This is a genomic window from Glycomyces sambucus (assembly GCF_900102815.1).
Lineage (GTDB): Bacteria > Actinomycetota > Actinomycetes > Mycobacteriales > Micromonosporaceae > Glycomyces > Glycomyces sambucus.
The window spans coordinates 334,124-349,424 of record NZ_FNGF01000002.1 but is presented as its reverse complement, the minus strand read 5'-3'; the positions used below and the strand labels follow the sequence as shown (position 1 = coordinate 349,424).

The window sequence follows — 15,301 nt, the reverse complement described above, 5'->3', positions numbered from 1 at the left end:
GGATCCTACAACTCCACCCGCACCGACCCCGCCGGCTCCACCTCCGCCGACCCCGCCGACTGCCCCGCCGCCCACGCCGCCAGCAGCTCCGCGTCCGCACACGCCACATCGAACGTCACCACGTCCGTGAACAGCACCTCCGCCAACCGCACGTCCTCACGCAACCGCAGCAGCCCCTCCATACTCCCCGCATTCGCATAATCGACCCGGATCAGCAGCCGCGGCCACCACTCCAACTCCACCGTCCCCGCCGCATCCACTGCCGCCGACACCGCACCGCCATAGGCCCGCACCAGACCGCCCGCACCCAGCTTCACACCCCCGAAGTACCGCGTCACCACCGCCAGCACCTCCGTCAGCTCCAGGCCCCGCAGCACCTCCAGCATCGGCGCACCCGCCGTCCCCGCCGGCTCCCCGTCATCACTCGACCGCGCCACCCGGCCCCCCTCCAGCACATACGCCGTGCAGTGGTGCGACGCCTCCCACCACTCCCGCCGCACCGCCGCCACCCGCTCCCGCGCCTCACCCTCCGAACCCACCCGGAACAGCGAGCACACGAACCGCGACCGCGTCACCACCGTCTCCGTCACCGACGACCCCACCGCGAGACCCCGCATCACCCGCACCCCCGCAACCGCACCACAACCGACAGCACCCCAGCAGACAGCATCAACCGACGACGCCGTGCTCCCACGCCCACGCCGCGATCTCCACCCGGTTCCGCGCCGGCAGCTTCGCCCGCACCGACTCCAGATGCGTCTTCACCGTCGACACCGACACGAACAGCGTCCCCGCGATCTCCGCATTCGTCCGCCCCCGCGCCACCAGCTCCACCACATCCAACTCCCGCTCCGTCAGCACCCGCACCGCCTCCGGACCGTCCTTCACCGGCTCGCTCAACCGCTCCAGCAGCCGCACCGTCACCGACGGCGACACCAGCGACTCACCGCTCGCCGCCGCCCGCACCGCCTCCACCAGCAACGTCGGACCAGAATCCTTCAACAAGAACCCCGTCGCCCCCGACCGCAGCGCACCGTACACGTACTCGTCCGTGTCGAACGTCGTCACCACCACCACCCGCGGCCCCGAACCGTTCGCACCCGCCAGCAGCGTCCGCGTCGCCTCCAGACCGTCCAGACGCGGCATCCGGATGTCGAACAGGCACACGTCCGGCCGCAACCGCCGCGCCTCCGCCACCGCCACCACCCCGTCAGGCGCGTCCGCGACCACCTCCATATCGGGCTGCGCGTCGATGATGGCCCGGAACCCGGCCCGGACCATCTCCTGATCGTCTGCGATGAGCACTCGGATAACCACGCCCCGAGCCTAACCGGCCCCTACGCCGCGGCACCCGCCAGTTCCGGCTCCCGCACCAGCACCGGCTCCACGACCGGCTCTGCGACCGGCTCCGACACCCGCACCGCCACCGGACGCGCCGGCACCGCCGAGACCACCGCCTCCCGCTCCAGCACCGCCTGCCGCCGCGCCGCGCGCTGGCGGATGACGAACGTGGTGGCGACCATGATCAGCCAGGTGCCTTCGAGGAGGATCAGTCCCCAGTCGCGGCCGATGACCGCCGCGGTCAGCAGGATCGAGCAGGCCGAGATCACCAGGCCCAGCGACGCCGGCTTCGTCGCGTGGATGCGGTGGGTCTGCAGGAGCAGGAAGTTGGTGATGTAGAGCAGGGCGCCGAGGATCTGGAGCATGATCCGGACGTCGAAGTCGTGCATTTCGTGAACCCTTTTCGAAGCGTAGGCAGGCAGGACTGCACCCGCGCCCGATCGGGCGCGAGCGGAACTCAAGTGAGGTTGTGCGGGAGGAGCGCTGACGCGCTAGAAGGCGGCGGCCGGGTGGCCGCTCGGTCTGCTCCGCGCGCAGACCGCGAGCACGTCGCCGCGCTGGACGCGCATCTGGAGCGAACCGCAGATGCACCGCGTCCACACCGTGGCGCCGGCGGCGCCCGGGTGCCGGGACACGGTCGTCACCGGATCGTCGTCGGGCCAACCGCAGTACGGGCAGCAGGGCATGACCGTGTCCTCCTCACAGGCATCGGGGATCGCGTGTTCGATTCGAGCGCGCACCCGCCGGCTCCGACGCCGGCACCACGCTCACGATCGAGGTTAAGGTCCCATTCGTCCGGGCTACAACACTTGGGCGACGATGGTTTGCGAAACTCATCGTGAAGCGGAAACTAAAGGGATTGGGGCCACACGGTGATCGACCTCCGCCGCCTGCACGTCCTGCGGGCCATCGCCCACCACGGGACCGTCTCGGGCGCGGCCAAGGCGCTCCACATGTCCACCTCGGCCGCCTCCCAGCAGATCCGCCTGCTCTCCAAGGACCTCGGCGTGCCCCTCCTCGAACCGGTCGGGCGCGGGGTGCGCCTGTCCTCGGCCGCCCAGATCCTCATCGCCCACATCGACGCCATCGAGGCCATGTGGCGCCTCGCCGAGGCCGAGATCCAGGCGACCGAGGGCGAGCCCTCCGGGCTCCTGCGCCTGTGCGGCTTCCCCACCGCCATCGCCACGCTCCTCGCCCCCCTCGTGGACGCCGCCCGCGACCGCTACCCCAGCCTCGAACTGCGCCTGCGCGAAGCCGAGGCCACCGAGAGCTTCGACCTGCTGTTCTCCGGCGACGCCGACCTCGCCCTCGTCGAGGCCACCCCCGACAACCCGCCGCCCGAGGACATCCGCTTCGACTCCCAGACCGTCTTCAACGACCCGTTCGACCTCGTCGTGCCCGCCGACCACTGGGTGGCCGGCGCCGGCAAGGCCGACCTGCGCGACCTCGAACGCGAACCCTGGATCATCGGCGTCCCCGGCTCCATCCACCGCCGCCACGTCCTCACCGCCTGCTCCAACGCCGGGTTCCGGCCCACTGTCACCGGCGAGGCCCGCGAATGGCCCGTCATCGCGATCATGGTCGACCACCGGATGGGCGTGGCGCTCATCCCGCGCCTGGTCGACCTCCCCCACCACCTCGACCTCGTCCGCGTCCCCATCGGCGGCCCCTACACGCCCTACCGGCACTTCCGGGCCGTCACGCTGCGCGGCGGGTCCCGGCGGCCCGCCGTCGCCGCGGTCATGGAGCTCCTCGACGAGCGGATCCGCGCCGCCGAGGGCATCAACCCGGCCCCCTGACCGGCGCCCTTCGAACACGAACGACCCTATTCGGACACTCGTCTCCGTTACGCTGACCGCATGTTCGACTACGGCAGCGCCGCTCCCAGCGACGGCGCGGGCGGCGACGCCCCCAGGCACCTGCGCGTCACCGGCGGCACCATGCTCTCGGGCGCCATCGACGTGAAGACCTCCAAGAACGCCTGCGTCGCACTCCTGTGCGCCAGCCTCCTCAACCGCGGCACCACAACCCTCCGCAAGGTCGCGCGCATCGAGGAGGTCAACCGCATCCTGCGGGTCCTCGCCTCCATGGGCGTCCACTACGAGTGGATCGGCCAGGACCTGCGCCTGACCCCGCCCGAGCGCCTCGACCTCACCCGCGTCGACGCCGACGCCGCCCGGCGCACCCGGTCGATCATCATGTTCCTGGGCCCGCTGCTGCACGACTACCCCGAGTTCGAGCTGCCGTTCGCCGGCGGCTGCGAGCTCGGCGACCGCACCGTCGAACCGCACATGGTCGCCCTGCGCCGCTTCGGCCTCGCCGTCGAGACCTCCGGCGGCGCCTACCGCGCCACCGTCAAGGACCGCGTCGACCCGCCCGGCACCATCGTCCTGACCGAGCGCGGCGACACCGTCACCGAGAACGCGATCATGGCCGCCGCCCGGTTCCCGGCCGTCACCGTCATCCGCAACGCCTCCTGCAACTACATGGTCCAGGACCTCTGCTTCTACCTGGAGCACCTCGGCATCCGCATCGACGGCGCCGGCACCACCACCATCACCGTCCACGGCCGCGAGGACCTCGACGCCGACGTCGACTACGCGCCCTCCGAGGACCCCATCGAGGCGTGGAGCCTCGTCTCGGCCGCCATCGTCACCGACTCCGAGATCACCGTCCGCCGCGTCCCCATCGAGTTCACCGAGATCGAACTCGCCCTCGCCGAGGAGATGGGCCTCGAGTACGCCCGCGGCCCCGAGTACCTCGCCGAGAACGGCCGCACCCGCCTCGCCGACCTCACCGTCCACCCCTCGCGCCTGCGCGCGCCCATGGACAAGATCCACCCGATGCCCTTCCCCGGGCTCAACATCGACAACCTGCCGTTCTTCGCGCTCATCGCCTCCTGCGCCGAGGGGTCGACGATGATCCACGACTGGGTCTACGAGAACCGCGCGATCTACCTGACCGAACTCAACCGGCTCGGCGCGCACGTCCGCCTGCTCGACCCCCACCGCATCAGCGTCGAGGGGCCTGTCGAGTGGTCCGGGGCCGAGGTCACGTGCCCGCCCGCGCTGCGGCCCGCCGTCGTGCTCCTGCTCGGCATGCTCCGCGCCCGCGGCACCTCCGAACTGCGCCACATCAACGTCATCCACCGCGGCTACGAGCACCTCGCCGAGCGCCTCCAGCTCCTCGGCGCCGAGATCGAGCCGTTCTGAGTGACGCACTCGCGAGGTCGGGACCGGTGCGGCGACCGCGACGGTATGTGACACTTCAACGCATGAACATGCCGTCCGACGTGCCGCCCCAGACGTACGCCCTCCTCAGCCTCGTCCAGGCGCACCTGCGGCACCTCGACCGCACCGACGGCGACCACCTCCCCGTCCCGCAGTGGGAGGCCGCGGTCGAGTCCGCCCGGACCGTCGCCGCCGCCAAGGCGCCCGGCGTCGAGGTGACCGCCGCGGACGTCCCCATGATCGTCGGCACCGGCGCCCCCGACCGCAGACGGCGCCTGTACACGAGCATGCCCGTGGACGACGCCGTCGCCGCCCTCGCCGATGAGTCCGAAGTGGCCCTGTTCTCCTACAACCGGCGCGGGCGCCTCCAGGCCGCCAACCGCACCGCCCTCGCCGACCAGGCGCGGGCCTGGTACCCGCCCGCGAAGGCCCTCGCGCCCATGCGAATCCTCGACGAGTCCGTGTGGGAGCCGGTGGCCGCGGCAGGCGGCGACGCGGGCCGCCCCGGCATGTTCGAGGCCGCCGCAGGATGGCTCGTCCTCCTGGTCCTCATCGCCTTCCTCGGCGCGACCGCCTACCTCGCCCTGTGGTACTTCCACATCGTCTGATCGCACAAGCCTTCGAAATTCGCGATATGCACCGAAAGGCTACGGCCGCAACGTATCCGGTCGCTCCAGAATGGTCCGGGCGGTGGAGCGCAAGGGCCCGAACGGCTGTTGTCCCGCCCGGTGGCGGCGCTATACGCTCTGCTACTCGAAGTAGCGCCCCCATCACTGCCATGCTTTTGCAAAGGAGCGGGACATGGACTTCAACGAGCGGATCGCCGCCCTCGTCGCCAAAGTCCGCAACCAGCGGGACATCATCCAGACCGAGGAAGGCGCGAAGAACGCCTTCATCATGCCCTTCATCTCGACCGTCCTCGGCTACGACGTGTTCGACCCGCACGAGGTCATCCCCGAGTTCACCGCGGACGTCGGCCTCAAGAAGGGCGAGAAGATCGACTACGCGATCGTGCACCAGGGCGAGGTCCAGATCCTCATCGAGTGCAAGCGTCCGCAGGACGCGCTGACGCTGGAGAACGCCTCCCAGCTCTACCGCTACTTCGCGGTCACCAACGCCAGGATCGCCGTGCTCACCAACGGCGCGGAGTACCGGTTCTTCACCGACCTCGACGCCCCCAACCGCATGGACGAGAAGCCGTTCCTCGTGCTCGACTTCGACGACCTCGACGAGACGCTCCTGCCCGAGCTGCGGAAGCTGACCAAGGAGTCCTTCGACCTCGACTCGATCATCAACGCCGCCGAGGAGCTGAAGTACATCGGCCAGATCAAGCGGACCCTCGCCGCCCTGTTCAAAGAGCCCGAACCCGAGTGGGTCAAGCTCCTCACCACCCGGGTGTACGAGGGCTCGTTCACGCAGCGCGTGCGCGAGCACTTCACCCCGCTGGTCGCGAAGGCGTCCGCGCAGTTCCTCAACGACCAGGTCAACAGCCGCCTCCAGAGCGCCCTCGGGTCGTCGTTCCCGGCCACCGCGGAACCCGAGCCGGCCGTCGCCGAAGAGGGCGCGGTCGAGGAGGAGACCACCGAGAAGCGCGAGTCCGGGGTCGAGACGACCCTGGAGGAGATCGGCGGCTACCAGATCGTCAAGGCGATCGCCTGCGGCGAGGTCAAGCCGCACCGGATCGTCCAGCGCGACGCCAAGAGCTACTGCGCGATCATCATGGACGACAACAACCGCAAGCCCATCGCACGGCTGCACTTCAACGGGCGCACGAAGCGGTACCTCGGCCTGTTCGACGCCGACAAGGTGGAGACCCGGCACCCGCTGGACTCCCTCGAGGACATCTACCTCCACTCGGAGGCGATCCGGGAGACCGTGCGGCGCTACGCCCAGCCCCTCGACTGACGCTCCACATCGGCTCCGAAACGCCCTCGCAGGCCCCTGGACCAGGGGATCCGCGAGGGCTTTCCTTTTTGGTGAGTGCGCGGGCGGAGCCCGTGCTCGTGCTCTTGAGGGGCACTTTCGTTGACTGACAAGGAGGTTTTTAAACCTCGGGATCGATGTATATTGAAATGTATGGCATAATGGACGCATGCTGAAGATGGCGATCCTCGGATTCCTGCGGGACTTCCCCTTGCACGGGTACGACTTGAAGAACCGCGTCGCGAGCCTGGCCGGGCACGTGCGGCCGGTCGCGGACGGTACGCTCTACCCCACCATCAAGAAACTCGAAGACGCGCAATGCCTCACCCGGCGCACGGCGCCGGGCTCTGTTGCTGCGCCCAGGCACATGCTGGAGATCACGCAGACCGGCACCGACCAGCTGCGGCGGTGGCTGCGCGACCCCGAGCCGGGGTTCATCACCGACGACAACAAGTGGTACGTGCTCCTGGCGTTCCTCCACCACCTGGAGAACCCCCGCGAGCAGGCCCTGGTGCTGACGCGGCGCCGCGAGTTCCTCGACCAGCCCGCGCAGCTGTTCTTCGACGCGAACGGGACCCCGATCCCGCCCGAGCAGCTCGACTCCCCGTTCCGCAAGGGCCTCATGCAGATCCACCGGTCCACCAACCTCACCGAGATCGAATGGCTCGACCGCCAGGTCGCCGACCTCAACCGCAAGGCCGGGTACGCGGTGCGCCAGCGCAGCGGCGGCTGATCCCACGAGGCGGAATCGTTGCATGCATCGTTGCATGCAACTGGTAGCGTCCTGACCCGTGACGGGACAGGCGGCGGCCGAACGCGCGTACGCGTACACCAAGCGGCGCATCATCACCGGCGAGCTCCCCGGAGGCGAGCGCCTCAGCGAGGGCCGCATCTGCGAGGAGCTGGAACTCAGCCGCACCCCCGTGCACGAGGCGTTCCTGCGCCTCGCCGCCGAACGGCTCATCACCCTCTCCTCCCGGCAGGGCGCGACGGTGCAGCCGGTGTCGGTGACCGAGGTCGCCGACCTGATCGAGACCCGCGGGGTCCTGGAGCGGACCGCAGTCGCGCGCATCGCCGCGCAGGCGCCCGCGGCGGCCGAGGTCGAGGCGGCGCTGGGGGCGCCGCTGGCGCGGCAGGAGGCCGCGCTGGCCGCCGGGGACCTGGCCGCGTACGTGGAGGCCGACTGCGACTTCCACGCCGCCGTCGTCGGCCTGTCGGGCAACCCGATCGCCGCGCACTTCTTCGACCTGCTGCGCGACCGGCAGCTGCGGCTGGCGTTCCTGGTGCTCTCCGGCAGCGGCGTGGTCCTGGACCTGTCGTTCCGCGAGCACCGCGAGATGGCCGCCTGCCTGGGCCGGCACGACGCCGCCGCGTACCACGCGGTGCTGGAGGTGCACCTCTCGCGCCACCAGGGCCTGGCATGAGCGCGACCCTGGCGCCGCCCGAGCCGATCGCGCCCCCGCGCACGCGCCCGTGGCGGACCCTGTTCGCGGTCATGTTCACCACCAGCTGGGCCGGCAACCAGTTCAGCCCGCTGCTGCTGCTCTACCAGGAGCGCCAGCACTACTCGACCGCGGCGGTGAACGGGTTCCTCGGCGTGTACGTGTGCGGCCTGGTCCCCGCGTTCCTGCTCTCGGGCGCGCTCAGCGACCGGTACGGGCGGCGCCCGGTCATGTTCGCGGGCGTGCTCGCGGCGGTCGCGGCGAGCACCGCGCTCGCGTTCGGCGAGTCGGGGGCGCTGATGATCTGCCTGGGCCGCTTCCTCGCCGGGGTCACCGTGGGGACGGCGACGTGCGTGGGCACGGCCTGGATGAAGGAGCTCTCGCAGTGGCCGCACGACCCGGCGGCCGACACCGGGGCCGGGGCGCGGCGCGCGACGCTGTCGTTCTCGCTCGGGTCGCTCGCGGGCGCGGGCGTCGCCGGGCTCATCGCCCAGTGGGGGCCCTGGCCCGAGCAGCTGCCGTTCCTCATCCACGTGGCGCTGACGCTGCCGTTCGCGTGGCTGGTGCTCCGTGCCCCTGAGACGGCGATCGGCGGCGGGATGCCAGGGCCGCTGCGCGCGCGGTTGCGGGTCCCCGCGGCGGGGCACCGGCGGTTCACGCGGGTCGTGCTCGTGGGCGGCCCGTGGGTGTTCGCGGCCTCCGCGATCGGCTACGGGTACCTGCCGGTGCTGCTCAAGGGGGCGACCGAGGGGTGGGGCATCGCGTACGCGACCCTGCTGACGTCGGTCGCGCTGGCGGCCTCGGCCGCGGTGCAGCCCTTGGCGAAGCGCATCGACCGGCGGGACTCGGCGCGCGGCGTGCTCACGGGCCTGGTGACGATCGTGGCCGGGGTGGCGCTGGTCGCGGCGGCGGCGCACTGGCAGTCCTGGCCCCTGGGCGCGGCCGCGGCGGTGCTCGTGGGCGCGGGCATGGGGATCGGCATGGTCTCGGGGCTCCTGGAGGTGCAGCGCATCGCCGGACCGGCGGACCTGGCCGGGCTCACCGGCGTGTTCTACGCGGTCTCCTACCTCGGGTTCGCCTCCCCCGCACTGCTGGCGGCGGTCGCGGCCGCCACGGGTGCGCCTGCGACGGCGCTGCTGCTGGGGGTCGTCGGCGCGGGCGCGGTGTGCGCGCTCGCGGTGGTCCGGTCCTACCGCAGGCACCTGCCGCGCTGACCGGGCGCGGTGGCGCGCGGGGTCAGACTGGTGCAGGAGTGCGGCTGTGACCCGCCTCCGCGTCCTGGACGGCGACCGGCCGCTCCGGGGCGGCCACCTCCATGCCGCCGCAGCCGGCATGCCGCGCGGGAGCGGGGCGGGCCAGGGCGCGTGTAGGGTTGCGGCCATGCGCTTCGGCATCTCCCCGCCCGTCCGCTAGGGCGGGCATCTGAGCACCGCGACCGGCCACGGGCCGGTCGCGTTTCCGCGGTGTGCCCGCAGACGAGAGACCTTGTTCTGACTCTCCTCTGGAGGACACATGTCCGCAAGTGGCGCAGCCACTGTCATCGAAGCGCACCCGGGACCGGGTTCGGCCCGCCGCGGGCTCGCCTTCCTCACCGTCACCGGCCTCGCCTGGGGCACCACCGGCGCCGCCGCCGACCTGATCTACGCCGCCACCGACATCGGGCCGGCCGCGGTCTCGTTCTGGCGGCACCTGGGCGGCCTGGTGCTCCTCGGGGCGTTCTGCGTCGCGCGCGGCCCCCGCGCGCCGAGGCGCCCGCTGCGGGGCCGCCTGGGGCACCTGTTGGGCGCCGGGTTCGGCATGGCGGTGTTCCAGACCGCGTACTTCGCGTCCGTGGAGGCCACGGGCGTGGCGGTCGCGACGCTGCTCACGCTCGGCTCGGGGCCGGTGCTCACCGCGTTCGGGGCCCGGCTCGCGCTGGGCGAGCGGCTCGGGCGCGGCGGCCTGCTCGCCGTCGCCGGAGCGGTCGTCGGGCTCGCGGTCCTGGTCGGCGGGGACGCGAGCGTCGACCCCGCGGGCGCGGCGCTCGCACTGCTCTCGGCGGCCGGGTACGCGGCGGTGACGCTGCTGGGCCGCAGCGCCGGGCAGCGCGGCGAGGACCCGTTCACGATCACGTTGTGGTCCTTCGGGGTCGGGGCCGCGGTGCTGCTGGTCCCGGCGCTGCTGGAGGGGCTGCTCCCCCGCGGCGGCGACCCAGTGCGGGCGTGGGCGCTCATGGCCTACCTCGCGGTGTTCACCACGGCGCTGGCGTACCCGCTGTACTTCGCGGGCGCGGCCCGGGTGCGGGCGGCGACGGCGTCGGTGATGATGCTCATCGAGCCGGTGACCGCGGCGGTGCTGGCGGTCGCGGTACTCGGTGAGCCGCTGACGGCGGCGGCCGTCGCGGGGTCGCTGATCCTGCTCGCCTCGATCACGGCCCTCGCGGCCGCCGAGTCGCGCGGGGCACGACCGCGAGAAGCACGATCGCAAGGGGCACAGGCGCAAGACGCACGGTAACGCAGATAGACCGAAGGGCCGGTCCGAACGGACCGGCCCTTCGCCCGCGGCTCAGGTGGCCTGGAGGTAGCCCGTCTCCAGCATGATGACGACGAGCACGCCGAGGATGCAGCGGTACCACACGAAGATGAAGACGCTGTGCTTGGCGACCCACTTGAGCATCCAGTGGACGGCGCCGAGGCCGACGATGAACGCGATGATCGTGGCCACGAGCATCTGCGCGCCCGAGGGCACCGACCCCTCGGTGGCGGGTTCGAAGACGTCGCCGAGGCTGAGGATGCCGGCGCCGAACACGGCCGGGATCGCCAGCAGGAACGAGTACCTGGCGGCCACCGCCCGGTCGAGGCCGATGAACAGGCCCGCGGTGATGGTGCCGCCCGAGCGTGAGACGCCGGGGATGAGCGCGCCGGCCTGGGCGAAGCCGAGGATGAGGCCGTCCTTCATGCGGAAGTCGTCCCAGGTGCGGGTCTTCTTGCCGACGAGCTCGGCGAGGGCGAGCAGGAGGCCGAAGAAGATGAGGCTGAAGGCCACGAGCCACAGGTTGCGGGCCCCGTCGCGGATGGCGTCCTTGAAGATGAGGCCGAAGAACACGATCGGGAGCGTGCCGATGATGACGTACCAGCCGAGCCGGTAGTCGGTCCCGCCGCGCTCCTCCTTGTTCCACAGGCCCTTCCACCAGGCGACGAGGATGCGGACGATGTCCTTCCAGAAGTAGATGAGGACCGCCGTCTCGGTGCCGAGCTGCGTGACCGCCGTGAACGACGCCCCCGCGTCCTCCTCGAAGAACAGGGCCGAGGTGAGCCGCAGGTGCGCCGAGGAGGACACCGGCAGCATCTCGGTCAGGCCCTGGACGATCCCGAGCACGATCGCTTCGAACCAGGTCATGTCGACCATGCGGACGCCTCCGTCCGTGCATGGCAGGGGGGAATGTGCATTCGCGCTTCTTTCGTCACATCGACGGTCAGGCGTCGCTTCCGCCGCATTGCGGCTCCCGGAGCGACTGGGACATCTTGCCAGACGCGCCAGCGTGACCGGTCGGTGTACGCACGCCAGTGAGACCCACGGTACCGGTGGTCCACTGTGTCGGGTCAGTCGAGTTCCTGCGGGCAGCGCAGGCCCTGCTCGGGGACGGTGAGGTCGGTCAGGTAGGCGGTGACCGGCCCGTCGACGCACGCGTGGCCGAGCGCGTACGCGGTGTGCCCGGAGCCCTCGTAGGTGACCAGGACGGCGGCGTCGAGCTGCCCGGCGACGGCCTGGGCCCACGCGTACGGGGTGGCCGGGTCGCCGGTGTTGCCGACGAGCACGGTGGTCGGCGCGCCGTCGCCGGAGATCGAGGACGGGTTCGGCTCGTCGGCCGACCAGGTCGCGCACGGCAGGTAGGACCAGGAGATCCCGGCCCCGAACAGGGGCGAGGCCGCGTACGCGGCCTGCGCGGAGTCGGCGTAGGCGCCGAAGTGGCCGGGGTTGTCGCGGTCGGCGCACTGGACGGCGTAGAAGTCGGCGTCGGCGTCGCGCTGGGGCAGCGGGACCGGCGGGAGCGGGCGCGGGAGGCCGCGCTCGGCGCCCGCGCCGCCCGCGAGGGCCCGGAGGTCGGCGGCGAAGTCGCGGGGCGACCCGTCGGCGGCCGCGGCGAGGACCCGTTCGAGGGCCGTCCACTTCGCTTCGCTGTAGAGGCTCCGGGAGACCGCTTCGAGCAGTTCGGGGACGGTGACCGACCCGGCCAGCTCGGCCTGGGCGCGGGTGAGGATCGCGGTGAGCTCGGCGTCGGCGGTGGCCGCGGAGGTGAACGGGCAGCCCTCGACGGTCAGGCAGTGGGCGACGAACGCCCGCCACGCGGCCTCGAAGCCCGCGGCCTGCCCCTCGGCGAGGTCGAGGACCGTGCCGGTGGTGCGCATGACCCCGTCGAAGACCATGGCGCGCACCCGGTCGGGGTAGAGGTACAGGTAGAGCTGCCCGATGTAGGTGCCGTAGGAGTAGCCGAGGTAGGTCAGCCCGTCGTCGCCGAGGGCCGCGCGCATGACCTCCAGGTCGCGGGCGACCTCCATGGTCCCGATGTGCTCCAGGAACACCGGGTCGCTCTCCTGGGCGCACTCGCCGGAGAAGTCGGCCGCGCCGGTCTTCAGGGCGTCGGACTGGTCGTCGGTGACCGCGGCCGGGTCGGTCGCCGCGACGGCGGTGACGGCCGCGTCGAACGCCTCCTCGGACCCGCACGCGAGTTCGGCGCTCGCGCCGGTGCCGCGCGGGTCGAACCCGACGACGTCGAACGCGGCCGTGACCGCCTCGGGCAGGAACGGGTACTGGGCCAGCGCGATCCCCGAGCCGCCCGGGCCGCCGGGGTTGACCAGGAGGGAGCCGGTGCGGTCGGCGCCGGTGGCGGGGTGGCGGACCATCGCGATGCGCACCTGGAGGCCGCCGGGGTCCTCGTAGTCGACCGGGACGCGGACCGATCCGCATTCGAGGGCTTCGGCCCACGCGGTCTCGGCCGCGGTGAGCTCGGCGGTGCCGTACATGGCGTCGCGGTCGCACGCGCCCCAGTCGACGCTGCCCACCCGGTCCTGCACGTCGGCCACGCCCGCGCGGGCCTTGGAGGAGCCGTTCCCGTCGAAGTCCGCCCCGCACCCCGCCAGCGCGGCGCAGGCCAGGGCGGTGCAGGCGAGGGCGGCGGGCACGGCGGTGCGCCTCATGTGGTCTCCCTGGATGCGGCGGTGCGACGGGTCCGCCGCGGCCGACCGGGCCGGTCGCATGGCAGGAACCGGCCCGGTCGGCCGCGGCGAGGCGCCGATGCACACACCGTACGGGGGCTTGTGGCGGGATGGGCGCGGTTCGACTGATTCGGTCGCTTTCGGGGGATTTCCGGGCGGGCGGGGGCCGGATCGTCAGCGGCCTGTCAAGAAGCGGCGCCGGGCCGTAGCGAAGCCGTCAGGTCCTCTGGGCAAGGCCCCCGGAGCGGCGTTCACTCGGATCCGCCGGGCCGCACGACCCCTGGACCGGCGGCGCGGGCGACACCGCGCCTCCCCTGCTCGAAGAGAAGGATCCGATGCCCGATCTCGCCTACCTGGCCCTGACGGTGGTCTGCTTCATCGCCCTGGGCCTGCTCGTGAAGGCGGTGGAGAAGCTGTGAGCGCCGTCAACGCCATCGGCCTCGTCCTCGCCGTCCTCGTCGGCGTCTACCTGGTGGTCGCACTGCTGAAACCGGAGCGCTTCTGATGGGCGACACCACCGCGGGCGTCATCTTCATCGCGGCGATGGTCGCCGCGCTCGCCGCGACCTACCGGCCGCTGGGCGACTACCTCTACCGGGTCGTGACCCGGGAGCGCCACTACAAGGTCGAGCGCGGGATCTACCGCGTCATCGGGGCGCGACCGGAGACCGAGCAGCACTGGGCCGGGTACGCCAGGAGCGTGCTCGCGTTCTCGGCGGTGAGCGTGCTGCTGCTGTACGGGCTCCAGCGGCTCCAGCACTTCCTGCCGCTGAGCCTGGGCTTCCCGGGCGTGGACCCGTACGTCTCGTGGAACACCGCGGTGAGCTTCGTGGCGAACACGAACTGGCAGGCGTACTCCGGTGAGTCCACGATGGGCCACCTGGTGCAGACCGGCGGCCTGGCCGTGCAGAACTTCGTGTCGGCGGCGGTCGGCATGGCCGTCGCGGTGGTCCTGGTGCGGGGCTTCGCCCGCAAGGCCACCGACCGGCTCGGGAACTTCTGGGTCGACCTGGTCCGGATCACCGTGTGGGTGCTGCTGCCGATCGCCGCGGTCGGCGCGGTGGTGCTCGTCCTCGGCGGCGCGATCCAGAACTTCGGCGAGGTCACGCAGGCGGTGACCGCGACCGGCGACACGCAGTCGATCACCGGCGGCGCGGTCGCGAGCCAGGAGGCGATCAAGGAGCTGGGCACCAACGGCGGCGGGTTCTTCAACGCGAACTCGGCGCACCCGTTCGAGAACCCCACGTCGTGGACGAACTTCGTGGAGGTCTACCTGATCCTCATGATCCCGGTGGCGCTGCCGCGCACGTTCGGGCGCATCGTCGGCGACGACCGGCAGGGGTACGCGATCATCGCGGTCATGGGGGTCCTTGCCCTCGCCTCGATCACCGCCGTGCTCGGGTTCGAGTCCCTCGGGAACGGGACCGTGCCGCAGGCGGTGACGGCCGCGATGGAGGGCAAGGAGGTCCGCTTCGGCGTCGAGGACTCCAGCCTGTTCGCCGCGGCGACCACGCTGACCTCGACGGGCGCGGTGAACTCCTTCCACGACTCGTTCACGTCGTTCGGCGGCGGGGTCCTCATGCTGAACATGATGTTCGGCGAGGTCGCGCCCGGCGGGGTCGGCGGCGGCCTGTACGGGATGCTCGTGCTCGCGGTGATCGCGGTGTTCGTGGCGGGCCTCATGGTCGGGCGCACCCCGGAGTACCTGGGGAAGAAGATCGGGGCCCGGGAGATCAAGCTCGCAAGCATGTACTTCCTGGTGACCCCGGTGCTGGTCCTGGTCGGTGTGGCGACGGCGTTCCTCCTGCCGTCCAATATGGACTCGCTCCAGGAGGCGGGGCCGCACGGGCTCTCCGAGCTGCTGTACGCCTTCACGTCGGCGTCGAACAACAACGGGTCCGCGTTCGGCGGCTTCGGCGCGAACACGCCGTGGTTCAACACCGCCCTGGGCCTGTGCATGCTGTTCGGCCGGTTCATCCCGATCATCCTGGTGCTCGCCCTGGCCGGGTCGCTGGCGAGGCAGCGGCCGGTGCCCGCCTCAGCCGGCACGCTCCCGACGCACCGTCCCCTGTTCGTCGGCATGGTCGTGGGCGTGACGCTCGTCCTCGTCGCACTGACCTTCCTTCCCGTCCTCGCCCTCGGCCCGCTGGCCGAAGGGCTGCAATAGGAGA

General features: G+C 71.7%; 16 protein-coding genes. 10 read left to right on the top strand and 6 right to left on the bottom strand.

What is annotated here, in order from left to right; translation table 11 throughout:
* Positions 1-5 precede the first annotated feature (5 nt).
* From BLS99_RS27325 to BLS99_RS06735, 4 genes are all read right to left on the bottom strand, one after another.
* Positions 6-590 carry an IMPACT family protein gene (locus tag BLS99_RS27325; protein ID WP_281243541.1) on the bottom strand — a complete coding sequence of 195 codons (585 nt, stop codon included), beginning with the start codon at positions 588-590 and terminating at the stop codon, positions 6-8.
* Positions 591-669: 79 nt separating this feature from the next.
* Positions 670-1,317 carry a response regulator gene (locus BLS99_RS06745; protein WP_091045787.1) on the bottom strand — a complete coding sequence of 216 codons (648 nt, stop codon included), beginning with the start codon at positions 1,315-1,317 and terminating at the stop codon, positions 670-672.
* Between the two features lie 20 nt (positions 1,318-1,337).
* Positions 1,338-1,730 (bottom strand): CBU_0592 family membrane protein, encoded by a 393-nt coding sequence (locus BLS99_RS06740; RefSeq protein WP_091045784.1) that lies wholly within the window; start codon positions 1,728-1,730, stop codon positions 1,338-1,340.
* 102 nt (positions 1,731-1,832) lie between these two features.
* Positions 1,833-1,985 (bottom strand): hypothetical protein, encoded by a 153-nt coding sequence (locus tag BLS99_RS06735; protein ID WP_218126322.1) that lies wholly within the window; start codon positions 1,983-1,985, stop codon positions 1,833-1,835.
* Between the two features lie 228 nt (positions 1,986-2,213).
* Between BLS99_RS06735 and BLS99_RS06730 the strand changes: the two genes are divergently transcribed.
* The 8 genes from BLS99_RS06730 to BLS99_RS06695 all read left to right on the top strand — a co-directional run bounded on the left by BLS99_RS06730 (position 2,214) and on the right by BLS99_RS06695 (position 10,429).
* On the top strand, positions 2,214-3,140 hold the full coding sequence (locus BLS99_RS06730) for a LysR family transcriptional regulator (RefSeq protein ID WP_091045778.1): 927 nt from the start codon (positions 2,214-2,216) through the stop codon (positions 3,138-3,140).
* Between the two features lie 60 nt (positions 3,141-3,200).
* The gene (locus tag BLS99_RS06725; protein ID WP_091045774.1) at positions 3,201-4,553 is read left to right on the top strand and encodes a UDP-N-acetylglucosamine 1-carboxyvinyltransferase; all 1,353 of its coding nucleotides are present in this window, start codon (positions 3,201-3,203) and stop codon (positions 4,551-4,553) included.
* A gap of 62 nt (positions 4,554-4,615) precedes the next feature.
* Complete coding sequence (locus BLS99_RS06720) at positions 4,616-5,179, top strand: hypothetical protein (protein ID WP_091045772.1); 564 nt, start codon at positions 4,616-4,618, stop codon at positions 5,177-5,179.
* 193 nt (positions 5,180-5,372) lie between these two features.
* On the top strand, positions 5,373-6,476 hold the full coding sequence (locus BLS99_RS06715) for a type I restriction endonuclease (RefSeq protein WP_091045769.1): 1,104 nt from the start codon (positions 5,373-5,375) through the stop codon (positions 6,474-6,476).
* Between the two features lie 187 nt (positions 6,477-6,663).
* Positions 6,664-7,227: a PadR family transcriptional regulator gene (locus BLS99_RS06710; RefSeq protein WP_091045765.1), complete on the top strand. Its 564-nt coding sequence runs from the start codon at positions 6,664-6,666 to the stop codon at positions 7,225-7,227.
* A gap of 58 nt (positions 7,228-7,285) precedes the next feature.
* Positions 7,286-7,918 (top strand): GntR family transcriptional regulator, encoded by a 633-nt coding sequence (locus BLS99_RS06705; RefSeq protein WP_091045761.1) that lies wholly within the window; start codon positions 7,286-7,288, stop codon positions 7,916-7,918.
* Complete coding sequence (locus tag BLS99_RS06700; RefSeq protein ID WP_091045759.1) at positions 7,915-9,150, top strand: MFS transporter; 1,236 nt, start codon at positions 7,915-7,917, stop codon at positions 9,148-9,150. Before BLS99_RS06705 ends, BLS99_RS06700 begins: the two co-directional genes overlap by 4 nt.
* Positions 9,151-9,448: 298 nt before the next feature.
* Entirely contained in the window at positions 9,449-10,429 is a 981-nt protein-coding gene (locus tag BLS99_RS06695) for a DMT family transporter (protein ID WP_091045756.1), read from the top strand.
* A gap of 51 nt (positions 10,430-10,480) precedes the next feature.
* On the opposite strand, the gene BLS99_RS06690 is transcribed toward BLS99_RS06695, so the two are convergent.
* Positions 10,481-11,314: an undecaprenyl-diphosphate phosphatase gene (locus BLS99_RS06690; protein WP_091047734.1), complete on the bottom strand. Its 834-nt coding sequence runs from the start codon at positions 11,312-11,314 to the stop codon at positions 10,481-10,483.
* Between the two features lie 203 nt (positions 11,315-11,517).
* Positions 11,518-13,113: an alpha/beta hydrolase gene (locus BLS99_RS06685; protein WP_143034707.1), complete on the bottom strand. Its 1,596-nt coding sequence runs from the start codon at positions 13,111-13,113 to the stop codon at positions 11,518-11,520.
* A 433-nt stretch (positions 13,114-13,546) separates the two neighbouring features.
* On the opposite strand from BLS99_RS06685, the gene kdpF reads away from it, so the two are divergent.
* Positions 13,547-13,636: a K(+)-transporting ATPase subunit F gene (kdpF, locus tag BLS99_RS25550; protein ID WP_136531143.1), complete on the top strand. Its 90-nt coding sequence runs from the start codon at positions 13,547-13,549 to the stop codon at positions 13,634-13,636.
* Positions 13,636-15,297 (top strand): potassium-transporting ATPase subunit KdpA, encoded by a 1,662-nt coding sequence (kdpA, locus tag BLS99_RS06675; RefSeq protein ID WP_091045746.1) that lies wholly within the window; start codon positions 13,636-13,638, stop codon positions 15,295-15,297. The genes kdpF and kdpA overlap by 1 nt, the downstream gene beginning before the upstream one ends.
* The last annotated feature ends 4 nt before the right edge of the window (positions 15,298-15,301 follow it).